Raw genomic sequence first — 22,878 nt, 5'->3', positions numbered from 1 at the left:
CTATCCTGCCTTCTTTGCCGAGCGGGTCGAAGCCACGATCCCGATGCCGGGCAGCTTGCCCGATGCGAGTAGCGCGCCCGCCTCGGCGGCATCCTTCGGACCGGCGAGACGGAAATCGATGCCGTCGGGCAGCATGGCGGCAAAGCCTGGGTCGACAATGCCCCTGGCCTTCAGGCTGTCAGCGGTATCGTTGTCGAAGAATGCATCGGTCTGCTTGATAAGCAACAGCGCGTTCGCGCCAAGCTTCCCGGCAAGCCAGGCAGCCAGGGAATCGGAGGTAATGTCCCAAGAGGCCGGAACGTCCGGTGCCGGCAACGCAAGTGACGACGGCAGCCACACCGGAACCTTGCCTTCGTCCAATGCTCGCACAATCTCCTCCAGCGATCGTGCCGGCGTCAGTCTTTCGTCCCGATCGAGGATGACTTGGCCGAACTGCTCCATGGCGAGGATCGCCATGGCATGTGCGGCGGTGTCGGAAAAATCCATGCGGGTCTGCGTCTCGCGCACCTGGTCGGCAAACAGGCCGCCGCCCGGCACGATGACGATCGGCAGCCTGGAACCCGCCAGCGCCGCGATCCAGCTCGTCATTTCCGCCGCATGGGCAGTGCTGCCGCCAAGCTTGACGACGGCCCGCCCGAGGACGTCGGAGCCTTGCTGGCGCGGCCGGGAAACACTACCTCGGTCTTTTCGGCCGGCAGAGCCGGAGGCGACACCGCGTCCTGCCGATTGGCGCTTGCGTTCGATCTCGACGCCGACACCGCCAGGCCCGAGCTCGAGTTTTTCCACCCTTACCGTGACGCGCACGACGCGCTGGTTCTCCAGAACGTGCGCCGCCACTTGCTCGGCCAAAGCCTCGCTGAGCTGAATGTGCCCCCGCGCGACGATGGTGCGAATGCCGTCCATGATGATGTCATAGGAGAACACATGGCGCATGTCCTCGGGATGGTCGGTGACTTGCAGCACGTCGGCGATCACATCAAAGCGCACCTTTTGAGTATGACCATGCTCGAAGCTGTAGGCACCGATCTGGACCGGCAGAACAAAATCCCGCACGAAAATCCTGTCCGTGCCCAGTGTCGGATCGGTGCCCGGCGAATAGCCTCTCGCTGCCAACAGGCGATAGTCGATGCTCGATTTACCGCCCGTCCCAGGCTCTGCCGGGACCAATTCGCGAATCTGCGAGACCGCCTCGGCGCTGATTGAACCCGAGCGGCCGGCATGGCCACACAGCGCGCCGCGAAAGCCGAGGAAATCGGGAGCGAAAGGCAATAGACGTGGAATATCCGGGGCTTCGAGCGATCCGCTCAGGCCAACTATCAGACCGAGCGACTTGGCTCGATCGACGAATCCCGGAATCCGCTCCGGTGGCAAATGGTCGAGCAGCCGGCCCTTTCCCTTCTGCGCGGTATCAACCATCACGCCGTGGAAGCGGTGCCTGCCGAATACCGGCAGGAGCTCGAAGTCCGGCGCCATATCGGCAAAGAGCACAGCGATCAACTTCGTTCGCGCGGCGAGCGGTTCGAGCGCCTCCGCGCAGGCAGGGATGTGAGCCGATGGGAAAAACCCGATCTTGACATAATCGACGCCGGTCGCCGCGATCTCTTCAGCCTTGGCGCGGATCGTTTCGGGTTCCATCGGCAGGTCGCCGCAGACCGCGCTGACCGGAGCCCGACCAGCGATGAACGAAATCGTTCGGCGGATGGTTTCCGTGGGTACCGCGCCCAACGCTCCCGCCTTCGGATCCTTCAGATCGACGATGTCGGCGCCGCCCGAAAGAACGATCTCCGCCTCTTCGATGCCGGTGACGCTGGCCAGCATTCTGGTCATTTGAACAGTTTCTCCAGTTTGGAGGACAAGATTTCGTCCGCTCGATTCTCACGCACGTCGCGGATGACATAGCTGCGAACGACCTCGAAATCGAAGATGGCAATCTTTTCAGCCGCCATGGCATGTTTGTCAAAAAGACAGCGAGCCAGGGCAGACGCGAAAAGTCGTCCGATAGGGTTTGATAAATTTTGCGGGTCGGCTAAGTTGACCATGGGCACCTGGACTTAGCGCTGCTCCGACACCCGTCGGACCTCAGCGCAAGAATGGGTAATTACTATCGATGACGAGCGCGGTGCCGGGCACTCTCGCCGCCTTTTTGTGCTTTTTTTCCCTGACCGTCAACGCTCCGGGCGCGATAGCCCAGGAAGCGGCGGCGAAGCCGGAAAAAAAGGTCACTGAAATCAAGATAGGGTATTTGCGGGCCTACGCGCCGCAATTGACGCTTTCCATGCTCGACCTGCCGCCGCGTGACGAAGGTGTCGCCGGCGCCACTGTGGCAATCGGCGATAACAACACCACCGGAAAATTCACCGACCAGAAATTCAGCCTCGACGTGACCGAGATCAAACCCGAAGCCGACGCGGTTCAGGCATTCGAGGACCTGATCGCCAAAGGTGACCACTATGTCGTCGCAGACCTCTCGGCCAAACAATTGCTGTCGATCGCCGATATAGCCCGCGACAAGGGCGTGCTGATCTTCAACATCGGTGCCACCGACGATAGCCTGCGCGAGGAGGACTGCCGCATCAATGTTTTTCATATCGCGCCGACGCGCAGCATGCTTGCCGATGCGCTGGCGCAGTATCTCATGGTGAAGAAGTGGCCGAATTGGGTGCTGCTCTACGGCTCGCATGAGCAGGACCATCTCTACGCCGACGCGTTGCGCCGCGCGGCAACCCGTTTCGGCGGCCAGATCGTCGCCGAGAAGGAATTCAAGGACACCGGCACGGCCAGGCGTACCGACACCGGCGCCACGCAGATACAGCAGCAGATTTCCGTATTCACGCAGAATCTGCCGGAGCACGACATTGTGCTTGTCGCCGACGAAAGCCAGGTGTTTGGCACCTACGTGCCCTACCGCACCTGGACGCCGCGGCTGGTCGCCGGCACGGCCGGGCTTGTTGCATCGTCGTGGCATCCCGCCAGCGAGCAATGGGGCGGCATCCAGATGCAGAGCCGCTTCCTGAAGACGACGGCCCGGCGGATGCTTTCCAAGGACATGTCGGCGTGGACAGCAGTGCGTGCCGTCGGCGAAGCCACCACGCGCACCAAAGGCGACGATGCCAAAAAGATCAGTGACTACATCCGGTCGGGCGATTTCTCGGTTGCCGCCTTCAAGGGACAGAAGCTCACCTTCCGCAAATGGAACCTCCAGCTTCGCCAGCCGATCCTGCTTGGCGACACCAAGTCGGTCGTGTCGACATCGCCGCAGGAGGGCTATCTCCACCAATTCTCCGAACTCGATACGCTTGGTATCGATCAGCCGGAAACGAAATGCGTTCTCAAGTAGGGCCAAAGGGGAGGAATTTGCGTGCAGACACGAGCTTGTGCATTGGCCATTCTCGCGGCCGGCCTCACGGCCAGCCCGGCATCGGCCTATACGGCCTACGTTTCCAACGAGAAGGACAACACGATGACGGTCGTCGACACGGCCACCATGCAAGTGGTGAAGACCGTCGAGGTCGGCCAGAGGCCACGCGGCATCACCATCTCGCATGACGGCAAACTCGTTTATCTTTGCGCCAGTGACGACGACACGGTCGAAATCATCGACACCGCGACGCTGCAGATCGTCGGCACCCTGCCATCTGGCCCCGATCCCGAATTGTTCGTGCTCTCGCCTGACGGCAAGACGCTCTATGTCGCCAATGAGGATGACAACCTCGTCACCGCCATCGACGTCGAGAGCAAGCAGGTCATGGCCGAGATTCCAGTCGGCGTGGAACCGGAAGGCATGGGTATCAGCCCTGATGGCAAGACCATGGTCAACACCTCGGAAACCACCAGCATGGCGCATTTCATCGACACTGGCACCCACGATGTAACCGACAATGTGCTGGTCGACACGCGCCCGCGCTTTGCCGAATTCAAGCCGGACGGCTCGCAGGTCTGGGTCAGCGCCGAAGTGGGCGGCACCGTCAGCGTCATCGATAACGCCAAACGCGAAGTGGTGAAGAAGATCCAGTTCGCGATCCAGGGATTGCGGGCTGAGACCATCCAGCCGGTAGGCATCGCCATCAGCGCCGACGGCAAGAAAGCCTATGTCGCGCTCGGCCCGGCGAACCATGTCGCCGTGGTCAATACCGACACCTACGAGGTCGAGAAATACATCCTCGTCGGGCAACGCGTCTGGCACCTGGCCTTCACACCCGACCAGAAAACGCTGATCACCACGAATGGCAACTCCAACGACATCACGTTCATCGATACGGCGACCGACGAGCCGGTCCAATCGCTCACCGTAGGCCAGCAGCCTTGGGGTGTGGCCATTTCGCCCAAATAGCAGACATTGATCATGGGGAGGATCGCGACATGAAATTTCGCCATAGGTTTATCTTCGCCGCGCTCGCCGGATTTGTGCTTGCTCCGATCGCCGCAAGCGCGGATGACGCAACGCCAAAACCATCGCGTGCCAGCAAGAACCTGCCGGAATTGATTATCGGCTCGGCCGATTCCACCTATGCCGTCAATCAGAAGGATTTCGAGCTGATCGCCGGCCAAGGCTATCGCTGGAAGATCACCTCCAAGGGCGGTTTCGAATACAAGTTCGTGACCGACCTGTTCCGCAATGTGTGGATGGACCAGATCGTCATCGACGATCTGGAGGTGCATATGGACGGCGGACCGGCCTGGCTGGAATTCGACGACGCGGGAACGATCCAGGTGCAATTCCACACAGTTCGCCCCGGCGAGTATACCTGGTCGGTTCCCGACCTCGCCGACAAGGGCCTGAAGGGCAAGATCACGATCAAGTGAGACCAAAGGAAATCAGGCGCGCTAGATAGCAGTGCGTCCTGCCAACGCGTCCTGAAGGAGCGATCCGGGCATGCAGCATGTGAGAACAAGCGGACCGGGAGACGAGGCGGCGGCACTCGACGTCAGTGCCGTCAGCCACTCCTATGGACCGAAGCGGGCACTCAAAGAGGTCTCGTTCTCGATCTTGCCGGCGACGTTCACCGTCCTGCTCGGCCTCAACGGGGCCGGCAAGACAACACTGTTCTCCCTGATCAGCCACCTCTATGACACGCGTCACGGGTCGATCCGCATCTTCGGCCATGACATCCGCAGCGCTTCGGGCGAAGCGCTCAGACGGGTCGGCATCGTGTTCCAGGCGCGCACGCTCGACCTCGATCTCAGCGTCTATCAGAATCTTTCCTACCATGCCTCGCTGCATGGCATTGGCGGACGCGAAGCCCGGCAGCGCATCGCCGCGCTGCTTGACACAGTCGACATGCAGGGCCGCCAGCATGACAAGGCACGCAGCCTCTCCGGCGGTCAGATGCGGCGCATCGAGATCGCCCGGGCGCTGCTTCACCGACCTTCCCTGCTCCTGCTTGACGAAGCGACCGTCGGCCTTGACATCGAGTCGCGTGCTGGCATCCTCGCCACCATCCGCAAGCTCGTCGAAACCGATGGTATCGGCGTGCTCTGGGCCACGCATCTGATCGATGAAGTCGACGATACCGATCATGTCGTCGTGCTGCGGCGGGGTGACCTGGTCGCCAGGGGCAAGGTGTCGGATGTCGTCCAGGCAAATGGAGGAAATTCCATTCGCGATGCCTTTTCGAAGCTCAGCCGCATCGACGCGGCAGGCATGGCGGAGACATCGTCATGAGCGCTCCTGCGATGCCCGGAAAAGTTGTCGGCATCAAACCGGTAGGGTCTGAACCATTCGGCCTCCGCCACTATCTCATTTGCCTGAAAGGCATCGTCCTGCGCGAGTGCCTGCGCTTCCTGCACCAACGCGAACGGTTCATTTCCTCACTGGTGCGGCCGCTCGTCTGGCTGTTCATCTTCGCCGCCGGCTTCCGCCAGGTGCTCGGCGTGTCGATCATCCCTCCTTACAAGACCTATGTGCTCTACGAGGTCTACATCACTCCGGGTCTGTGCGGCATGATCCTGCTGTTTTCCGGCATGCAGTCTTCACTGTCGATGGTCTACGACCGCGAGATGGGCAACATGCGCATCCTGCTGGTCAGCCCATTTCCGCGCTGGTTCCTGCTGGTGTCGAAGATGTTGGCCGGCGTGGCCGTATCGATCGTGCAAGTCTACGCATTTCTGATCGTCGCCTGGTTGTGGGGCGTCAGGGCGCCGCCGCTCGGCTATCTCTACGTGCTGCCGGCACTGTTTCTGTCGGGCATGATGCTTTGCGCGCTCGGCATGCTTTTGTCGTCCATGATCAAGCAACTCGAAAACTTCGCCGGCATCATGAACTTCGTCATCTTTCCAGGCTATTTCGCGTCTCCGGCGCTGTATCCTTTGTGGCGTATCCAGGAGGCAAGCCCCCTGCTCTACAAGATCTGCCTCGCCAATCCGTTCACCTATGCCGTCGAACTGATCCGCTTCGCCTTCTATGGGCAGATCGACTGGTTGTCGCTGGGCGTCGTCGCCGGTTGCACGCTGTTGTTTCTGGGCGGCGCCATCATTGCGTACGATCCTTCGCGCGGCCTGATGACCCGCAAACAGGACACGGGAGGAAACGGCTGATGGCGCGAATGAGACTTGTGCACACCCTGGTTCTGGTCGCCATGCTTGTCCCGATGGACGCCAGGGCGGCAAACACCGATCCCGACTGGCCCTGCATGCAGCGCAAGGTGCCGCAGCTCTCGCTCGGCCAGATCTGGAATGGGCCGGAGCTTCCCCCGGCGGCGAAGGATTGGTCGAAGGATTCGGGCGTCTCCGCGCTGGTCGAGGCGGTGGCGGCCCGACGGACGCCGATTGCCGAAGCCCAGAAGGAGATCAAGGACTTCGTGGCTTCCCTGCCGGCGGAGCAGGTCGCACCAAAGATGGCGATGCTGGTGCAGGGAATGTTCGATCACATGGACGCCGAGCGTTCGCACGTGATTTCCGGCATTTCCCGCTATGCCCACAAGCAACTCGAAATGGCGGCTGAATTGCGCAAGGAAGCATCCGACGTCGACGCCCTGCGTGCCAAAGCCAACGCCGATCCGGACGAAGTCGAACGGCGTACCGACCAGTTGAATTTCGCGACGCGCATTTTCAACGAACGTGTCCAGTCGCTGACCTATGTCTGCGACGTGCCGACGATAATCGAGCAGCGGCTCTATCAATTGTCCAGGACCGTCTCGGAAACGCTCGGTCAGAAGAAATAGACCTTCAGTCGACCTTGCGACGGATTTCACGTCTCTTGGCAAGGGACACGTCCGGCGTCTCGCTCCGGTCGATTCCGAACGCCATCCGTCGGCCCATCCCGCTCAGGAATCGGGATAAAGCTTACCGAACAGGGGCAGATACATCGCGCCTTTGCGCATCAGGAAATCGTTGAACGTAGCCATGGCCGGCGAGATTGCGTGATCGGTTCGTATCACCGAGAACCATTGTCGGCGGATCGGCATGCCGACAACGTCGAGGATGACGAGCCGGCCAGCTTCGGTTTCCGCGGCGATCGTGTGGGCAGAAATGAAGGCGATGCCCAGACCAGCCATCACCGCCTGCTTGATCGTTTCGTTCGAGCCCATCTCTACGCCGAGTTCATCGATGCGGCCAGGCACGTCGCTCAGGAATATTTCCAGCGAGATGCGGGTTCCGGAGCCGGGCTCGCGAATAAGGAAATGCTCCTCGGCAATGCGCTCCTTGGAGATATCGCGTGCCGCCGCCAGCGGGTGTTCGGGCGGTGCGATGATGACCAGCGGGTGGTCGCCGAAGACCGAAGCACGCACCGGGACCTCTTTCGCCGGGCGCCCCATCAGCGCGATGTCGATGTCGTGATTCTTGAGGTTGTCGATTGTCTGGGCACGATTGCCGATGGCAAGCCGCATGTCGATGTCGGGATGTTCCTTCATGAACGCAGCCATCAACCGCGGCGCGAAATACTTGGCGGTGGAAACGACGCCGAGCCTCAAGCTACCGGTACGAACGCCCTTGATGGCATCGATCTTGTCTTCGAGCAGACCGAGATGCTCCTCGATAGCCTGCGCCGCCTCAACGACGGCCAAACCTGCGGCAGTGGGACGCATGCCGTCAGACGTCCGGTCGAACAGAGCCAGTTGGAACTCTTCCTCCATTTGCCGCAACTGAATTGTCAGTGCTGAAGGAGACAGACCTAATGCCTTGGCCGCACTCACAATTTTTCCGTGCTTGATGATGGCCTGGATGGTCTTGAAATGCTTGAGCGTGAGGTTTCTCATGTCTCATACTAAATTATTTTTAATACCAACGTAAAGTTATTGAATTTTACTTATCAAGTGTCGTTTGGTTTCATTCCCCCGATCCAGCCGATCCGAGGAGACGCGGCTGATCGGGAGGTTACGATGCCAGCGGCAACGCTCGACGCTTTTCTGAACTCCTATCTCGGCCAGCCGGACGAACTCCGCTCCGCGGTCGTGACGACTGTCCGTCAGCTGACACAGGCCGCCAGCAAGATCCGCAATACCATCAATCAAGGTGTGCTCGGCGCCGCCTTTGCCGGGACCCGTGGCGCCAACGCCGACGGCGATGTCCAGAAGGATCTCGACGTCTTCTCCGACGACATCTTCCTCGACGCCATGCGCCACGCTCCGGTCGCGCTCTACGCTTCCGAGGAGCTGGAGCAACCGGTCCTGCTCGACGGGCAAGCACCACTCGCCATTGCCATCGACCCGCTCGACGGCTCTTCCAACATCGACACCAACGTGTCGATCGGAACGATCTTCTCGCTCCTGCCCGCAACTGGCGCGCCGGATGCCGATCCGGCCGCCTCTTTTTTGCAGGCGGGCGTGAATCAGCTAGGCGCCGGTTTCTTCATCTATGGGCCGCAGTTGGCGCTCGTCCTGTCGCTCGGCAGCGGTACGCATATCTTCGTCCTGTCGGCCAGGCTCGGCACCTTCGTCCAGGCCTACGAGAGCCGGATCATTCCGCAACGCACCCAGGAGTTCGCCATCAACGCCGCCAACTACCGGCACTGGGACGAGGCCGTGCGGCTCTATGTCGACGACTGCCTGGAGGGCACCGAAGGACCGCGAGAGAAGGATTTCAACATGCGCTGGATCGCCTCCCTGGTCGCCGACTGCTACCGCATATTGATGCGCGGCGGCGTGTTTCTCTACCCCGGCGACCGGCGCAAGGGCTACGGTCAGGGACGGCTGCGCCTGGTCTACGAGGCCAACCCGATTGCCTATCTCATAGAACAGGCTGCCGGTGCGGCCACCGATACGATCAACCGCATCCTGGACATCGAACCCGACAGCCTGCACCAGCGCGTGCCGATGGTCTTCGGGTCGGCGCGGGAGGTCGCGCGCGTCACCCGCTACCACACCGAGCCGAGCAACATCGGCGAACGAGCGCCGCTGTTCAGCCGCCGTGGCCTCTTCAGAGCCTGAGCAGCACCATGTCGGCCAAGCACCCCATCATCACCATCACCGGCTCGTCGGGCGCCGGCACCACTTCGGTCAAGCGTATCTTCGAGCTGATCTTCCGGCGCGAGAATATCGAGGCCGCGTTCATCGAAGGCGACGCATTCCACCGCTACGACCGCGCCGCGATGAAGGCAAAGGTGGCCGAAGAGGAGAAGGCCGGCAATCCGAACTTCACCCACTTCCATGCCGCGGCCAACGAACTCGGGATTCTCGAAGAGGTGTTCGCGGAATACGGCCGCCGGGGATCCGGAAGAACCCGCACCTACATCCATGACGAGGAAGAGGAAAAGCAGTACGGCACGCCACCGGGAAGCTTTACCGAATGGCGAGAGTTCGGTCCCAGCGACCTGCTCTTCTACGAGGGGCTGCACGGCTGTGTCGTCACCGACACGATCAATTTGGCGAAGCATGCGGATCTCAAGATCGGCGTCGTGCCGGTCATCAATCTCGAATGGATCCAGAAGATCCATCGCGATCGTTCGACACGCGGCTATTCCACCGAGGCGGTGATGGACGTGATCCTGCGCCGGATGCCCGACTATGTCCGCTACATTGTCCCGCAATTCTCGCAGACCGCCATCAATTTCCAGCGCGTGCCGATTGTCGATACGTCCAACCCCTTCATCGCGCGCTGGATTCCGACGCCTGACGAATCGATGCTGGTTATCCGCTTCGCCAATCCACGCGGCATCGATTTTCCCTATCTGCTGTCGATGATCCACGACTCGTTCATGTCGCGGCCAAATTCCATCGTGGTGCCAGGCAACAAGCTCGACCTTGCCATGCAGCTGATCCTGACGCCGCTCATCCTGCAATTGATCGAACGCAAGAGCCGTGTGTCGTGAGGAGGACGCCATGACCAGCCAAACAGCACTAAAGCCTGCCGCCACCGCCGTCGTCTCGGAGCTCGACATGGCGAACGCCATTCGCGTGCTGGCGATGGACAGCGTCCAAAAAGCGAATTCGGGACACCCCGGCATGCCGATGGGCATGGCCGATGTCGCAACGGTGCTGTTCAACCGCTTCATCAATATCGATCCTTCCAGGCCGGGCTGGCCCGACCGTGACCGTTTCGTGCTTTCAGCCGGCCATGGCTCGATGCTGCAATACGCGCTGCACTATCTGCTCGGCTATGAAGACATGCAGATCGAGGAGTTGCAGCGGTTTCGGCAACTGGGCAGCCGCACGGCCGGACATCCCGAATATGGCCACGCGCTTGGTGTCGAGACCACCACCGGCCCGCTCGGACAAGGCATTTCCACGGCGGTCGGAATGGCGCTGGCGGAGCGCATGCTTGCTGCCCGCTACGGTGCCGATCTGGTCAACCATCATACCTATGTGATTGCAGGCGACGGCTGCCTGCAGGAAGGCATCAGCCACGAGGCGATCGACCTCGCCGGCCACCTGAAGCTTTCCCGCCTGATCGTGTTCTGGGACGACAATGCGATCTCCATTGACGGGCCAACCTCCCTGTCCACGTCGATGGACCAGCCGGCGCGCTTCAAAGCCGCCGGCTGGGATGTCCAAACGGTCTCCGGCCACGACATGGAAGCTGTCGCCGCGGCTATCGAGGCGGCGCGGCAGTCGGATCGACCGTCGCTGATTGCCTGCCGCACTGTAATCGGCAAGGGCGCCCCCAATCTCGGCGGTTCGGAGAAGACGCATGGCGCGCCGCTGGGCGAAGCAGAGATCGCCGCGACCCGCGAGAACATCGGCTGGACCTTCGCGCCGTTCGAGGTGCCGGACGACGTGCTTTTCGCCTGGCGCGAAATTGCCGGCCGCGGCGAAGCGATGCGGGGCGCGTGGGAGCAGCGGCTTGCCGCCTCGCCGCAGCGAGAGGCCCTCGAGAACGCGGTCGCCGCCAGACTGCCCGACGCGGTCTTCGAAGCGCTCGATGCCTTTCGCCGAGAGCATGTCGAGAAGGCAACCAAGGTGGCAACGCGAAAAGCTTCCGAAATGGCGCTGGAGGTCATCAACGGCGCCACGGAATTGACCGTCGGCGGCTCGGCCGATCTGACGCACTCGAATCTGACGATCACCAAGGGCATGAACCGCATTGCGCCGAGCGACTATGCCGGCCGCTACATTCACTACGGCATTCGTGAACACGGCATGGCCGCCGCCATGAACGGCATCGCATTGCATGGAGGCTTCGTGCCCTATGGCGGTACGTTCCTCTGCTTCGCGGACTATGCGCGTGGTGCGATACGGCTCTCCTCGCTCATGGGCCAGCGCGTCATCTACGTGATGACGCATGATTCCATCGGCCTCGGCGAGGATGGCCCGACGCATCAGCCGGTCGAGCACCTGGCGATGCTGCGTGCCACGCCGAACCTCAATGTCTTTCGCCCAGCGGATATCATCGAAACGGCGGAATGCTGGGAACTTGCGCTGAAGAGCAGGGATCGGCCGAGCGTGCTGGTGCTGTCGCGCCAGAACCTGCCGATGCTGCGTGAGGCGCACAGCGACGCGAACCGCTCCAGCCAGGGCGCATACATCCTGCGCGAGCCAGCCAGGCACCGTGCCGTCACCCTGATCGCAACCGGCTCGGAGGTCGAGATCGCGGTTGCCGCCGCCGAAAGGCTGGAGACCGAGCATGGCGTCGCCGCCGCGGTCGTCTCGATGCCATGCTGGGAGCTTTTCGAGGAGCAGGAAAGCGCCACCCGCAAGGCCGTTCTCGGCTCCGCGCCGCGCGTCGCGGTCGAAGCGGCGGCCCGGCTGGGCTGGGACCGCTGGGTCGGCGAGACGGGCGCTGTCGTCGGCATGGCCGGTTTCGGCGCCAGCGCCCCTGCCCCCGATCTGTACCGGCATTTCAACATAACGTCCGAAGCGGTTGCTGCGGCGGCGCTGAAGCTCATCATCTAGGAGGACCCACAATGGCCCGCATCACCCTTCGCCAGCTTCTCGACCATGCCGCCGAGCACGGCTACGGCGTCCCTGCATTCAACATCAACAACATGGAACAGGGCCTCGCAATCATGGAAGCGGCCAAAGCCTGCGACGCGCCTGTCATCATCCAGGCCTCACGTGGGGCCCGGTCCTACGCCAACGACGTCATGCTGGCCAAAATGATGGAGGCATTGACTGAAATGCATCCGACCATTCCGCTGTGCATCCATCAGGACCACGGCAACGACGAGGCCACCTGCCTTTCCGCGATCCGCCACGGCTTCACCTCGGTGATGATGGACGGATCCCTGATGGCAGATGCCAAGACGCCGGCAAGCTATGCCTACAACGTCGCCGTAACCGAACGAGTCACACGCATGGCGCATTGGGTCGGGGCTTCCGTCGAAGGCGAACTGGGCGTGCTCGGATCGCTGGAAACCGGCCAGGGCGAGGCCGAGGATGGCCACGGCGCCGAGGGCGCGCTCTCCCACGACCAACTCTTGACCGATCCCGATCAGGCGGTCGACTTCGTGGCCGCAACCCAGGTGGACGCGCTGGCGATCGCCTGCGGCACCTCGCACGGCGCTTACAAATTTACCCGCAAGCCGGACGGCGACATACTGGCCATGCAGGTGATCGAGGCGATCCACGAGAAGCTACCCAACACGCATCTGGTCATGCATGGCTCTTCCTCCGTGCCACAGGAACTGCAGGACATCATCAACAAATATGGCGGCGAGATGCCCCAGACCTTTGGCGTCCCGGTGGAGGAAATCGAGCGCGGCATCCGCTACGGCGTGCGCAAGGTCAACATCGACACCGATTGCCGCATGGCCATGGCCGGGCAGTTCCGCCGCGTCGCGACGGAGAATCCGCGCGAGTTCGATCCCCGAAAATTCCTGAAGCCCGCCATGGACGCCTTGCACGATCTTTGCCGAGACCGCTTCGAGCGTTTCGGCACGGCGTCCAACGCCTCGAAGATCAAGGTCATCGCCATGGACGAGATGGCCAAACGCTATGCCGCGGGAAAACTCGCGCCCCATATCGCAACCGCGAAAGCCGCCTGAGCAACAAACAGGAGACCTGTCATGAACAAGATCGATATGCTGCCAGCGGGTACGCTCAAGGAAGGCAAGGAACGCTACAAGTCAGGGGTCATCCCTTACAAGAAGATGGGCTACTGGGAGCCGGACTACAGGCCCAAGGAGACCGATCTGATCGCGATGTTCCGGATCACGCCGCAACCCGGCGTCGACCACGAGGAGGCAGCGGCCGCCATCGCCGGTGAATCCTCAACCGCGACTTGGACCGTGGTGTGGACCGACAGGCTGACAGCCTGCGAGCTCTACCGCGCCAAGGCGTTCAGATCCGAGCCGGTTCCAAACACCGGTCCCGGCACCAAGACCGAGCAACAGTACTTCGCCTACATCGCCTACGACCTCGACCTGTTCGAGCCGGGCTCGATCGCCAACCTGACCGCATCGATCATCGGCAACGTGTTCGGCTTCAAGGCGGTCAAGGCGCTGCGACTGGAAGACATGCGTATCCCGGTCGCGTATCTCAAAACCTTCCAGGGACCCGCAACCGGCATCGTGGTGGAGCGTGAGCGGCTCGACAAGTTTGGCCGTCCGCTGCTCGGCGCGACGACGAAGCCGAAGCTCGGCCTGTCAGGCCGCAACTATGGCCGCGTCGTTTACGAGGCGCTGAAGGGCGGCCTCGACTTCGTCAAGGACGACGAAAACATCAACTCGCAGCCCTTCATGCACTGGCGCGACCGCTTCCTCTACTGCATGGAGGCGGTGAACAAGGCTTCAGCTGCCACTGGCGAGGTCAAGGGCCACTATCTCAACGTCACCGCCGGCACGATGGAGGAGATGTACGAGCGCGCCGAATTCGCCAAACAGCTTGGCTCCTGCATCATCATGATCGATCTCGTCATCGGCTACACGGCGATCCAGTCGATGGCCAAGTGGGCACGCCGCAACGACATGATCCTGCACCTGCACCGCGCCGGCAATTCGACCTATTCGCGCCAGAAGAACCACGGCATGAATTTTCGCGTCATCTGCAAATGGATGCGCATGGCCGGCGTCGACCATATCCACGCCGGCACTGTGGTCGGCAAGCTGGAAGGCGACCCGCTCATGATCAAGGGGTTTTATGACACGCTGCGCGAGGAGCGCACGCCGCAGAATCTCGAGACCGGGCTGTTCTTCGATCAGGACTGGGCCTCGCTCAACAAGGTGATGCCCGTCGCCTCGGGCGGTATCCATGCCGGCCAGATGCACCAGTTGATCCATTATCTCGGCGAGGACGTCATCCTGCAGTTCGGTGGCGGCACGATCGGCCATCCCGACGGCATCCAGGCGGGCGCGACGGCCAATCGCGTTGCATTGGAAGCGATGATCCTGGCCCGCAACGAGGGACGCGATTATTTGCGCGAAGGGACCAAAATCCTCGAACAGGCGGCCAAATGGTGCACGCCGCTGAAGGCTGCCCTGGAGACCTGGAAGGATGTCACCTTCAACTATGAATCGACCGACACGGCCGATTTCGTGCCAACCGCAACGCCCAGCTTCTAGAAGAAAGGAACCGTCGCCATGATGACCAATCCGGGAAACAAGGTCACGCAGGGACAGTTCTCGTTCCTGCCCGACCTGACCGATGAGCAGATTTCGGCGCAGATCAAATATGCGCTGAAGAACCACTGGGCCGTCAGCGTCGAGTACACGGACGATCCGCATCCGCGAAACACCTATTGGGAAATGTACGGCAACCCGATGTTCGATTTGAGAGACCCGGCGGGCATCCTGCTCGAAGTCAACGCTTGCCGGAAAGCCTGTCCGAACATGTATGTCCGGGTAACCGCCTTCGATTCGACCAAGGGATGGGAAGCGCCGCGCATGTCGTTCATCGTCAACCGGCCACCCAGCGAACCCGGGTTCCGGCTGCTGCGCCAGGAGCGTGACGGCCGCAGCCAGGGTTATTCGATCGTGCCTTATGCGACCGACAGGCCCGAGGGCGAGCGGAGCTAGCTGAGCCATGCTGGACACGATAGCAAAGGGCGCTGGCGCTCAGGACGAATCGGTTGATCTGCAGGCCGAGTTCGAAGCGTCCAACATCGACGAGGTGATGGACAAGCTCGATCGCGAACTCATTGGCCTGAAGCCAATCAAGAACCGCATCCGCGAGATCGCGGCTCTTCTCCTGGTCGACCGGCTTCGCCGCAAGTTCGGGCTGACCTCGGGCGCACCGACGCTGCATATGAACTTTACGGGAAATCCGGGCACGGGCAAGACCACCGTGGCGCTGAGGATGGCCGAAATCCTGCATCGACTCGGCTATGTCCGCGAAGGCCACCTGGTCGCGGTGACGCGCGACGATCTCGTCGGCCAGTATGTGGGCCACACCGCACCCAAGACGCGCGACGTGATCAAGCGTGCCATGGGCGGCGTGCTTTTCATCGACGAGGCCTATTACCTCTACAAGCCCGAGAACGAACGCGACTACGGCCAGGAATCGATCGAGATCCTGCTGCAATGCATGGAAAATAATCGTGACGACCTGGTCGTGATCCTTGCCGGCTACAAGAACAAGATGGATCGTTTCTTCGACAGCAATCCCGGCATGCGTTCGCGCATCGCCCACCACCTCGATTTTCCCGACTACGGCGTCAGCGAGCTGAAATCGATCGCCGAGATCATGCTGGCGGAGCAGAATTATCGCCTCAGCGAGGCGGCCGCCCAGGCCCTCGAAGAGTATCTTCCGATCCGAATGAGGCTGCCGCATTTCTCCAACGCGCGCTCGGTGCGCAATGGGCTGGACCGGGCGCGGCTTCGCCAGGCCAATCGGCTTTTCGCATCGCGAAGCCGTGCCCTGACCAAGGCAGACCTTATTACCATCGAGGAATCCGATATCCGCGGCAGCCGCGTATTCGCGGAAGGGAAGCTCGAAGGCGAACCGGAGACGAAGACGCGCTGAGGGCGAAGCCGGCTGGCGGGCGGCGACCCGACACGGAAGACAGAAATTGGAGACGACGACCATGGTCACCAGGACAATCATCGCGCCCTCCGTGCTTTCCGCGGATTTCTCGCGGCTCGGCGACGAGGTCGAAGCTGTCGTTCAGGCGGGCGCCGACTGGATCCATCTCGACGTGATGGACGGGCATTTCGTGCCCAACATCACCTTCGGTCCGCCGGTCATCAAGGCGATCCGTGGTCGAACGGACAAGATCTTCGACTGCCATCTGATGATCGCGCCGGCCGACCCCTATCTGGCCGCCTTCGCCGATGCCGGTTGCGACATCATCACGGTGCATGCCGAGACTGGACCGCATCTCGACCGCTCATTGCAGGCGATCAGGAATCTTGGCAAGAAGGCCGGGGTGTCGCTCAATCCGTCGACGCCGGAGAGTGTCATCGAGTATGTGCTCGACCGGCTCGATCTGGTGCTGCTGATGACGGTCAATCCAGGCTTCGGCGGCCAGGCTTTCATTTCAGCGGTCGTCGAGAAAGTCAGACGGATCAAGGCTTTGGTTGGCCATCGCCCGATTGACATCGAGATCGACGGCGGAGTCACGGCCGAGACCGCCCCGCTGGTCACCGCGGCTGGCGCCAACGTACTGGTCGCCGGTTCGGCTGTATTCAAGGGAGGCACCGAGGCAGCCTATCGTGCCAATATCGGCGCCATCAGACAGGCGGCCGATGGCGCGATCCGGAAAGCCGCGTAAACCGTTGTCGGGGAGACGAACATGGCTGCGGTCCCACCTGTATGCGATTTCGGCTGGCCCGCCATCGATGCCGTTTTGCCCGGCGTCGACGGCACGTCGCATTCCATCTTCGGTCACGCCGGCCCGAATGGCCTGGTCGTGGCCTTCATCTGCAATCACTGCCCTTATGTGAAGGCCGTGATCTCTCGCATCGTGCGCGACGCCAATGACCTCAAGGCCGAAGGTATCGGCTTCGTCGCCATCAACTCCAACGATGCCGACACCTACCCGGACGATTCCTTCGACCACATGAAGCGCTTCGCCGTGACGAACGGCTTCAGCTTCCCTTACCTGCACGACGAGGCCCAGACTGTAGCGCGCGACTACTCAGCGGTGTGCACTCCCGATTTCTTCGGGTTCAACAGCGAACTGAGACTGCAATATCGCGGCCGGCTGGACGCGTCGCGACGCGAATCCGGACCGCTCGGGCTGCGACGCGATCTGTTCGAGGCGATGAAGCAGGTTGCTCGAACCGGCGATGGTCCGTTCGACCAGATCGCCTCGATCGGCTGCTCGATCAAGTGGAAGGATGCTGCATGAATGTCGGCGCAGGTAGGTCGCTTCGACCGCCGAAGGCGATCCTGTTCGACCTCGACGGCACACTGGTCGATTCGGCGCCTGATATAGCGGCCGCCGTCAACGAGTTGCTGGCCAGCCGCGATCTGCCGCCGTTGCGCCTGGACCAGGTCAAGGCCATGATCGGTGGCGGCGTCAGGAAATTGATCGAGCGGGCCTTCGCGGCGTCGGGAGCGCCGCTCGTCGGCAACGCGCTCGATGAGGCCAACCGCGTCATGGCGCCGATCTACAGCCGACATCTGACCGGCCTGACAAGACTGATGCCTGGCGTCAGGGAGGTTCTCACACACTTCTACGCGAAGGGAATGGCCATGGGCGTCGCGACCAACAAACCGCAGTTGGCGACTCGCGAGATCCTGCTGCATTTCGGACTGACGGAATATTTCCGTGCGATCATTGGCGGAGACGCGGTGACATGCCTGAAACCCGCGCCCGATGCTCTGCTGCTGGCGCTCGCCCAGCTTGGAGTCGACCCCTGTGACGCGCTGCTGGTCGGAGACAGTGGTGCCGATGCAGGCGCCGCGCGCGCCGCCGGCATGCCCGTCATTCTGCTGCGCGGCGGATACACCCATTTTCCGGTTGAAGAGCTTGGCGCCGACCAGGTTTGCGACAGCCTTTTCGACCTGCCTGCGGCGATGCAGGGGCTGCAAGCCGGTGCTTGATCGGGGCGAACGCCGGCCGGACGCAAGTTCGAACGGCCGGCGGCGCCGCTATTTCGAGAATTGCTTCAAATAGGCGATGACGTTGGCGATGTCTTGGTCCTGCTTGAGGCCGACGAACGCCATCTTCGTTCCTTTGACCATGGCCTTGGGATCGCGAAGGTAAGTCGTCAGCGTGGGTTCGTCCCATTTGACGCCGGACTTGCCTGCCGCGACCATCGCTTGGGAGTAACTGAACCCCGGGTGTGTGCCAGCCGTCCGGCCGATGACGCCGTTCAACGACGGGCCGACCTTGTTCTTGTCCTGGTCGGCGACATGGCAGACCTTGCATTTGGCGAAGACCTTCTCACCCGCCGCGGCATCCTGTGCCTGGGATTGGCTTGTGATGAAGGACACAGCAAACACGACTGCGAAAAATGCGATTGCGCGCATGGCATTTCCTCATGGATCGTCTGGGTGCCCTGGACGATTTTGCGCATGCCGATCTTTCATCCATTGACATGCACCTTACGCGGTGGAGTGGAGTATCCGCTTTCCCTTTGTGAAGCGGCGCCGCGCGAATCGAAAAGCTAGTTGGCGTGGGGTGAAAGTCAATCGTATAAAGGTATAGAGGCTTGGGTACCCAGGGTACCGGTATTCGTCTTTGTTGACGGCTATCGGGCGAATGCGTAGCTTCAAGACATCCGGTTTCTCCACTGGCACCTCGGGAATCCGGCAACTGGCGATTTTGTCCAGGCTCCTCATTGGGCCGGACCAGTCGAGACAGGCGTCCCGGAGCGCAAGAGGTGCTAAATGGATATGGTCGATCTCATATTAACGGTGTGCCTCAGCACCAATCCGGGCAATTGCCGAGACGAACACCTCTATTTCGAGAGCCGCGGCTCTCTGCTCCAATGCATGTTCCTTGCACCCAGCGAGATCGCGAAATGGTCTCAGGAACACCCGGCCCTCAAGGTCATGCGCTGGAAATGCGCCTTTCCGAGCAAGGAACGAGCGATCTGATTGACGTCCTGGAGCCCAGGGAGGAGGTGTCATGATGATTTCACGGCGCAACACGCTGCGTCTGGCGGTTCTCGGCACAGTCGCTGCTCTTGCCGCAAGGCCTGTCTTTGCAGCAGCCAGGATTCGCGTCGGTGTCCTGAAGTTTGGAACCGTGAGTTGGGAACTCGACACGTTGAGGCAACACAAATTCGATGTGGCGAACGGGATCGATCTGGAGATCATCGATTTCGCCGGGGAGGACGCGACCAACGTCGCCTTGCTGGCCGGTGCGATCGACATGATCGTCTCCGACTGGTTGTGGGTCTCGCGCCAACGGTCGGAAGGCGGCGACCTCACATTAGCCCCCTATTCGACCGCTGTGGGGGCGATCATGGTGAAGGAGGGGTCGCCGATCCGGACGGTCGCCGACCTCAAGCACAGGAAGATCGCCGTCGCCGGCGGCCCGCTCGACAAGAGCTGGCTCCTGATACAGGCTCTGACCAGACGCGACTACGGGGTCGACCTGTTGGCAACCAGCGACATCATCTTTGGCGCGCCACCGCTGATTTCGGAAAAGGCCATGCAGGGCGAACTCGATGCGGTGCTGAATTTCTGGCATTTTTGCGCCCGTCTCGAGGCCAACGGCTTTCGTCGATTGATGGGCGTGAACGATGCGGCGCGTGCGCTCGGCGCCTTGGGACCTGTGTCGGCACTCGGTTACGTCTTCCACGACCAATGGGCGAACGAGAACCCGGAGGCCGCCAGGGGCTTCGTCAGGGCCTCCGCGCAAGCCAAGGACCTGCTGGCCAGATCCGACGAGGAGTGGCTGCGCCTGGCGCCGATCATTCGCGCGGAAGGCAAAGAACTGGAAAAACTGCGCGACCGCTACCGCCAAGGCATCCCCAGGCGGGCGGTCGCCGAGGAAGCGGCCGACGCCGGCAAGCTCTATCACGTGCTGGCGGCGATCGGTGGCGCGAAGCTGGTCGGCAGCGCGCCCGAGATGGCGCCCGGCACATTCTGGCAGGACCGCACGGAATGACCGCACCGGAAACCAGCAACGGCACGCGAGGTGCCCCGACGAGCATGTCCGGGCGATCCAGCTTGGCGACAACGCTGATGCCCGCGCTGACCGTGGCGGTTTCCTTGCTCGGGCTTTGCCTGCTGTGGAGCCTTGCGGCGAGTGTCTGGCGGAGCCGTGCCCTCCCGGGGCCGGGACAGGTCTGGCAGGTGCTCCTCAGGGAGGCTGCGAGCGGCGACCTCTTCTATCATCTCGGCGCGACCCTCGGCCGGGTCGCCGCGGCATATATCGTCGCGATGATCATAGGATCGGTCATCGGCGTTTTGCTCGGCAGCTATCGTCGCGCCGACCGCTTTTTCAACCCATGGGTAATTCTGTTCCTCAACATCCCGGCGCTGGTGGTCATCGTCCTCGGCTACATCTGGTTCGGCCTCAACGAGGCGGCGGCGATCGGCGCGGTGGCGGTGAACAAAATCCCGAATGTCGTGGTGACGATGCGTGAGGGCGCCAGGGCGCTTGATCCGAGCTACGCCGAAATGGCCACTGTCTATCGCTTCGGTCCTCTCGATCGCATCCGCCACATCCTGCTGCCGCAATTGCAACCCTATCTTGCCGCCGCGTCACGATCCGGCATCGCCCTCATCTGGAAGATCGTCCTGGTCGTCGAACTGCTCGGCCGGTCGAACGGCGTCGGCTTCCAGATCCATCTCTATTTCCAGCTCTTCGACGTCGCCGCCATTCTTGCCTACACACTGGCTTTCGTGGCGGTGATGCTCGTCATCGAACTTCTTCTGGTGCAACCCGTTGAACGACATGCAACCCGTTGGCGCCGTCGTCCCGCTTAGGGTCGATATCGCTGAAAAGACTTTCAGGTCCGCGCAAGGCGTCTCGATCACGGCGCTTCAGGACCTTTCCTTCGAGGTCCGGCAAGGCGAATTCGCCTGCTTGCTGGGACCGTCGGGCTGCGGCAAAACCACGACGCTGCGTATCCTGCTTGGGTTGGACAAGGATTTTTCCGGATCCTTCCAGTTGCCGCAAGGAGGCTCCAACCGCATTGCGGCCGTGTTCCAGGAGCCGATCTTGCTGCCGTGGCGAACGGTGGAGCAGAATGTCAGGCTGGCCTTGCCGAAAAGCTTGAGAACGAAGAATCTTGACGGGCTCTTTGAAACTCTCGGCCTCGCCGGCATGCGTTCTCTCTATCCTGCGGAACTGTCGCTCGGCCTTGCGCGCAGGGCAGCACTTGCCAGGGCCTTCGCTACCGAGCCGGCGATGCTTGTCCTGGACGAACCCTTTGTCTCGCTCGACCACCAGACCGCCGAGCGGCTTCGTCACCTGCTTCTGTCGGTATGGTCGGCACGACCCACGACCGCCTTGATGATAACGCACGATCTACGCGAGGCGCTGATGCTGTCGGATCGCATCATCGTGCTCGCGCCGCGACCAGCACATGTGCTCGGCGTGTTCGACGTGCGGTTGCCTCGGCAACATCGCAATTCACAGGTGATGAGTGACCTTCTGCGGTCGTTCCGGCAAAGGTTCCCGGGCGTCACCTGAACGCCCTGATGGTGAAATGCATATCGGAGGACCCCATGTCGATTGATCGGCTACGACGCAGGGTTATGAGTGGCTTTGCCTGCACCGCCGTCAGCGCTGCCTTGCTGCCATGCTGCCTCGGACGAGCCGCCTTGGCCGCGGCTGGCAGCCTGCGGTTCTCGGTTGGCCAAATCGCCGACGGCGTCTTCGCCTTCCAGGGCGTGGATGAATTGATGACCGCAACAAACGACGGTGCCATCTGCAATCTGGGCGTCGTCGTCGGCACCGACGCGGTTGCCGTCATCGACAGTGGCGGCAGCCTGACCGAGGCGCACGCCTTGCTCGCCGCGATCGGAAAGATAACCGCAAAACCGGTTCGCTTCCTGATCAACACCCACATGCATCCCGATCACATTTTCGGCAATGCGGCATTCCGGGAGATCGGCGCGACCATTGTTGGCCATCGCAATCTGCCGCGTGCCCTCGAGGCGCGTGGCGCGTTCTATCTGCACAATTATCGCGAACAGGTCGGCGAAGCGCTTATGAACGGAGTCGAGATCGTTTCGCCGGCGATGCTGGTCGACGATCGCCTGGAACTCGATCTCGGCGGGCGCATGCTCGAACTGCGGGCATGGAAGGCTGCGCACACCGACAACGACCTGACCGTCTTCGACCCCGAGACCCGCACTCTCTTTGCCGGCGATCTCGTGTTCATGGGGTCCTTGCCGACGCTCGACGGATCGCTGCTTGGCTGGCTCCGCCAGATGGAGGCGCTCGCCGCGATCAGCGCCGCGCGCGTCGTTCCGGGTCATGGTCCGGTACCGGCCGACTGGCCGCAGGCGCTGGCAGGAGAACGGCGCTATTTCGAGATTCTGGCGCGCGATATCCGCAAGGCGATCGCCGACGGGACGCCGCTCCGAGAGGCCGTCAAAACCGCCGCCGGAAGCGAACGGGGCAAATGGCACCTGTTCGACGACTACAATGAGCGCAACGCAACGGCTGCTTTTGCTGAACTCGAATGGGAATAGACCACACCGACATGCGCCAGAGATC

At 61.7% G+C, this 22,878-nt stretch carries 25 protein-coding genes; 21 read left to right on the top strand and 4 right to left on the bottom strand.

All coding sequences use genetic code 11. The features are described 5' to 3' along the window. Positions 1–1,827 carry a (5-formylfuran-3-yl)methyl phosphate synthase gene (locus FJ973_RS31430; protein ID WP_140557430.1) on the bottom strand — a complete coding sequence of 609 codons (1,827 nt, stop codon included), beginning with the start codon at positions 1,825–1,827 and terminating at the stop codon, positions 1–3. Continuing rightward, a complete protein-coding gene (locus FJ973_RS30980) occupies positions 1,824–2,039 on the bottom strand; it encodes a hypothetical protein (RefSeq protein WP_181170932.1) in 216 nt (71 codons plus the stop codon). Before FJ973_RS30980 ends, FJ973_RS31430 begins: the two co-directional genes overlap by 4 nt. A gap of 68 nt (positions 2,040–2,107) precedes the next feature. Here FJ973_RS30980 and FJ973_RS20460 point away from each other — a divergent pair, with 68 nt between their 5' ends. The 6 genes from FJ973_RS20460 to FJ973_RS20435 all read left to right on the top strand — a co-directional run bounded on the left by FJ973_RS20460 (position 2,108) and on the right by FJ973_RS20435 (position 7,160). Continuing rightward, positions 2,108–3,337 (top strand): ABC transporter substrate-binding protein, encoded by a 1,230-nt coding sequence (locus FJ973_RS20460; RefSeq protein WP_140557429.1) that lies wholly within the window; start codon positions 2,108–2,110, stop codon positions 3,335–3,337. A gap of 42 nt (positions 3,338–3,379) precedes the next feature. Then, positions 3,380–4,330 (top strand): YVTN family beta-propeller repeat protein, encoded by a 951-nt coding sequence (locus FJ973_RS20455; RefSeq protein ID WP_224681759.1) that lies wholly within the window; start codon positions 3,380–3,382, stop codon positions 4,328–4,330. A 29-nt stretch (positions 4,331–4,359) separates the two neighbouring features. Next, a complete protein-coding gene (locus FJ973_RS20450; RefSeq protein ID WP_140557423.1) occupies positions 4,360–4,803 on the top strand; it encodes a hypothetical protein in 444 nt (147 codons plus the stop codon). A gap of 70 nt (positions 4,804–4,873) precedes the next feature. Continuing rightward, complete coding sequence (locus tag FJ973_RS20445) at positions 4,874–5,662, top strand: ATP-binding cassette domain-containing protein (protein WP_140498199.1); 789 nt, start codon at positions 4,874–4,876, stop codon at positions 5,660–5,662. A gap of 11 nt (positions 5,663–5,673) precedes the next feature. Beyond that, entirely contained in the window at positions 5,674–6,534 is an 861-nt protein-coding gene (locus tag FJ973_RS20440; RefSeq protein ID WP_181167723.1) for an ABC transporter permease, read from the top strand. Then, positions 6,534–7,160: a hypothetical protein gene (locus tag FJ973_RS20435; protein WP_140557421.1), complete on the top strand. Its 627-nt coding sequence runs from the start codon at positions 6,534–6,536 to the stop codon at positions 7,158–7,160. Before FJ973_RS20440 ends, FJ973_RS20435 begins: the two co-directional genes overlap by 1 nt. A 102-nt stretch (positions 7,161–7,262) precedes the next feature. Here FJ973_RS20435 and FJ973_RS20430 read toward each other — a convergent pair whose 3' ends face one another. After that, positions 7,263–8,195, bottom strand: a complete 933-nt coding sequence (locus FJ973_RS20430; protein ID WP_140557419.1) for a LysR family transcriptional regulator — start codon at positions 8,193–8,195, stop codon at positions 7,263–7,265. Between the two features lie 123 nt (positions 8,196–8,318). Between FJ973_RS20430 and FJ973_RS20425 the strand changes: the two genes are divergently transcribed. The 10 genes from FJ973_RS20425 to gph all read left to right on the top strand — a co-directional run bounded on the left by FJ973_RS20425 (position 8,319) and on the right by gph (position 18,296). Further along, complete coding sequence (locus tag FJ973_RS20425) at positions 8,319–9,365, top strand: class 1 fructose-bisphosphatase (protein WP_140498207.1); 1,047 nt, start codon at positions 8,319–8,321, stop codon at positions 9,363–9,365. 8 nt (positions 9,366–9,373) lie between these two features. After that, positions 9,374–10,246: a phosphoribulokinase gene (locus tag FJ973_RS20420; RefSeq protein WP_140498210.1), complete on the top strand. Its 873-nt coding sequence runs from the start codon at positions 9,374–9,376 to the stop codon at positions 10,244–10,246. A gap of 10 nt (positions 10,247–10,256) precedes the next feature. Then, positions 10,257–12,266: a transketolase gene (gene tkt, locus FJ973_RS20415; RefSeq protein ID WP_140557417.1), complete on the top strand. Its 2,010-nt coding sequence runs from the start codon at positions 10,257–10,259 to the stop codon at positions 12,264–12,266. Positions 12,267–12,277: 11 nt separating this feature from the next. Further along, on the top strand, positions 12,278–13,357 hold the full coding sequence (gene fba, locus FJ973_RS20410; protein WP_140515142.1) for a class II fructose-bisphosphate aldolase: 1,080 nt from the start codon (positions 12,278–12,280) through the stop codon (positions 13,355–13,357). A gap of 21 nt (positions 13,358–13,378) precedes the next feature. Continuing rightward, complete coding sequence (locus FJ973_RS20405) at positions 13,379–14,872, top strand: ribulose-bisphosphate carboxylase large subunit (RefSeq protein WP_140498217.1); 1,494 nt, start codon at positions 13,379–13,381, stop codon at positions 14,870–14,872. Positions 14,873–14,890: 18 nt separating this feature from the next. Next, on the top strand, positions 14,891–15,325 hold the full coding sequence (locus FJ973_RS20400) for a ribulose bisphosphate carboxylase small subunit (RefSeq protein WP_140498220.1): 435 nt from the start codon (positions 14,891–14,893) through the stop codon (positions 15,323–15,325). Positions 15,326–15,332: 7 nt separating this feature from the next. Beyond that, the gene (cbbX, locus tag FJ973_RS20395; protein ID WP_140557415.1) at positions 15,333–16,271 is read left to right on the top strand and encodes a CbbX protein; all 939 of its coding nucleotides are present in this window, start codon (positions 15,333–15,335) and stop codon (positions 16,269–16,271) included. Between the two features lie 61 nt (positions 16,272–16,332). Then, entirely contained in the window at positions 16,333–17,019 is a 687-nt protein-coding gene (rpe, locus tag FJ973_RS20390) for a ribulose-phosphate 3-epimerase (protein WP_140515139.1), read from the top strand. 21 nt (positions 17,020–17,040) lie between these two features. Next, positions 17,041–17,598, top strand: coding sequence for a thioredoxin family protein (locus tag FJ973_RS20385; protein ID WP_140515138.1), 558 nt, complete (start codon positions 17,041–17,043; stop codon positions 17,596–17,598). After that, positions 17,595–18,296, top strand: a complete 702-nt coding sequence (gph, locus tag FJ973_RS20380) for a phosphoglycolate phosphatase (protein ID WP_140515137.1) — start codon at positions 17,595–17,597, stop codon at positions 18,294–18,296. Before FJ973_RS20385 ends, gph begins: the two co-directional genes overlap by 4 nt. A 48-nt stretch (positions 18,297–18,344) precedes the next feature. On the opposite strand, the gene FJ973_RS20375 is transcribed toward gph, so the two are convergent. Next, positions 18,345–18,725 (bottom strand): cytochrome c family protein, encoded by a 381-nt coding sequence (locus FJ973_RS20375; RefSeq protein ID WP_140498230.1) that lies wholly within the window; start codon positions 18,723–18,725, stop codon positions 18,345–18,347. A gap of 360 nt (positions 18,726–19,085) precedes the next feature. Here FJ973_RS20375 and FJ973_RS20370 point away from each other — a divergent pair, with 360 nt between their 5' ends. The 5 genes from FJ973_RS20370 to FJ973_RS20350 all read left to right on the top strand — a co-directional run bounded on the left by FJ973_RS20370 (position 19,086) and on the right by FJ973_RS20350 (position 22,853). After that, on the top strand, positions 19,086–19,295 hold the full coding sequence (locus FJ973_RS20370) for a hypothetical protein (RefSeq protein ID WP_140498232.1): 210 nt from the start codon (positions 19,086–19,088) through the stop codon (positions 19,293–19,295). A gap of 31 nt (positions 19,296–19,326) precedes the next feature. Beyond that, positions 19,327–20,313 carry an ABC transporter substrate-binding protein gene (locus tag FJ973_RS20365; protein ID WP_140557413.1) on the top strand — a complete coding sequence of 329 codons (987 nt, stop codon included), beginning with the start codon at positions 19,327–19,329 and terminating at the stop codon, positions 20,311–20,313. 77 nt (positions 20,314–20,390) lie between these two features. Then, positions 20,391–21,137, top strand: a complete 747-nt coding sequence (locus FJ973_RS20360) for an ABC transporter permease (RefSeq protein WP_224519073.1) — start codon at positions 20,391–20,393, stop codon at positions 21,135–21,137. Continuing rightward, complete coding sequence (locus FJ973_RS20355) at positions 21,106–21,846, top strand: ATP-binding cassette domain-containing protein (protein WP_140498534.1); 741 nt, start codon at positions 21,106–21,108, stop codon at positions 21,844–21,846. Before FJ973_RS20360 ends, FJ973_RS20355 begins: the two co-directional genes overlap by 32 nt. Before the next feature lie 8 nt (positions 21,847–21,854). Continuing rightward, positions 21,855–22,853: a quinoprotein relay system zinc metallohydrolase 2 gene (locus FJ973_RS20350; protein ID WP_348641935.1), complete on the top strand. Its 999-nt coding sequence runs from the start codon at positions 21,855–21,857 to the stop codon at positions 22,851–22,853. The last annotated feature ends 25 nt before the right edge of the window (positions 22,854–22,878 follow it).

This window comes from Mesorhizobium sp. B2-1-3 (genome assembly GCF_006442495.1).
Lineage (GTDB): Bacteria > Pseudomonadota > Alphaproteobacteria > Rhizobiales > Rhizobiaceae > Mesorhizobium.
This window is presented reverse-complemented; position numbering and strand designations above follow the sequence as displayed.

What these genes read in the sequence shown, in the direction of transcription:
- FJ973_RS20365 (WP_140557413.1), top strand. Translation starts at nt 19,327, where the DNA reads ATGATGATTTCACGGCGCAACACGCTGCGTCTGGCGGTTCTCGGCACA.
- FJ973_RS20450 (WP_140557423.1), top strand. Translation starts at nt 4,360, where the DNA reads ATGAAATTTCGCCATAGGTTTATCTTCGCCGCGCTCGCCGGATTTGTG.
- FJ973_RS20445 (WP_140498199.1), top strand. Translation starts at nt 4,874, where the DNA reads ATGCAGCATGTGAGAACAAGCGGACCGGGAGACGAGGCGGCGGCACTC.
- FJ973_RS20350 (WP_348641935.1), top strand. Translation starts at nt 21,855, where the DNA reads ATGGTGAAATGCATATCGGAGGACCCCATGTCGATTGATCGGCTACGA.
- FJ973_RS20375 (WP_140498230.1), bottom strand. Translation starts at nt 18,725, where the DNA reads ATGCGCGCAATCGCATTTTTCGCAGTCGTGTTTGCTGTGTCCTTCATC.
- FJ973_RS20420 (WP_140498210.1), top strand. Translation starts at nt 9,374, where the DNA reads ATGTCGGCCAAGCACCCCATCATCACCATCACCGGCTCGTCGGGCGCC.
- gph (WP_140515137.1), top strand. Translation starts at nt 17,595, where the DNA reads ATGAATGTCGGCGCAGGTAGGTCGCTTCGACCGCCGAAGGCGATCCTG.
- FJ973_RS20430 (WP_140557419.1), bottom strand. Translation starts at nt 8,195, where the DNA reads ATGAGAAACCTCACGCTCAAGCATTTCAAGACCATCCAGGCCATCATC.
- rpe (WP_140515139.1), top strand. Translation starts at nt 16,333, where the DNA reads ATGGTCACCAGGACAATCATCGCGCCCTCCGTGCTTTCCGCGGATTTC.
- FJ973_RS20435 (WP_140557421.1), top strand. Translation starts at nt 6,534, where the DNA reads ATGGCGCGAATGAGACTTGTGCACACCCTGGTTCTGGTCGCCATGCTT.
- FJ973_RS20460 (WP_140557429.1), top strand. Translation starts at nt 2,108, where the DNA reads ATGACGAGCGCGGTGCCGGGCACTCTCGCCGCCTTTTTGTGCTTTTTT.
- FJ973_RS20425 (WP_140498207.1), top strand. Translation starts at nt 8,319, where the DNA reads ATGCCAGCGGCAACGCTCGACGCTTTTCTGAACTCCTATCTCGGCCAG.
- cbbX (WP_140557415.1), top strand. Translation starts at nt 15,333, where the DNA reads ATGCTGGACACGATAGCAAAGGGCGCTGGCGCTCAGGACGAATCGGTT.
- FJ973_RS30980 (WP_181170932.1), bottom strand. Translation starts at nt 2,039, where the DNA reads ATGGTCAACTTAGCCGACCCGCAAAATTTATCAAACCCTATCGGACGA.
- FJ973_RS20400 (WP_140498220.1), top strand. Translation starts at nt 14,891, where the DNA reads ATGATGACCAATCCGGGAAACAAGGTCACGCAGGGACAGTTCTCGTTC.
- FJ973_RS20385 (WP_140515138.1), top strand. Translation starts at nt 17,041, where the DNA reads ATGGCTGCGGTCCCACCTGTATGCGATTTCGGCTGGCCCGCCATCGAT.
- fba (WP_140515142.1), top strand. Translation starts at nt 12,278, where the DNA reads ATGGCCCGCATCACCCTTCGCCAGCTTCTCGACCATGCCGCCGAGCAC.
- FJ973_RS20360 (WP_224519073.1), top strand. Translation starts at nt 20,391, where the DNA reads ATGCCCGCGCTGACCGTGGCGGTTTCCTTGCTCGGGCTTTGCCTGCTG.
- tkt (WP_140557417.1), top strand. Translation starts at nt 10,257, where the DNA reads ATGACCAGCCAAACAGCACTAAAGCCTGCCGCCACCGCCGTCGTCTCG.
- FJ973_RS20355 (WP_140498534.1), top strand. Translation starts at nt 21,106, where the DNA reads ATGCAACCCGTTGGCGCCGTCGTCCCGCTTAGGGTCGATATCGCTGAA.
- FJ973_RS20440 (WP_181167723.1), top strand. Translation starts at nt 5,674, where the DNA reads ATGCCCGGAAAAGTTGTCGGCATCAAACCGGTAGGGTCTGAACCATTC.
- FJ973_RS20405 (WP_140498217.1), top strand. Translation starts at nt 13,379, where the DNA reads ATGAACAAGATCGATATGCTGCCAGCGGGTACGCTCAAGGAAGGCAAG.
- FJ973_RS31430 (WP_140557430.1), bottom strand. Translation starts at nt 1,827, where the DNA reads ATGACCAGAATGCTGGCCAGCGTCACCGGCATCGAAGAGGCGGAGATC.
- FJ973_RS20370 (WP_140498232.1), top strand. Translation starts at nt 19,086, where the DNA reads ATGGATATGGTCGATCTCATATTAACGGTGTGCCTCAGCACCAATCCG.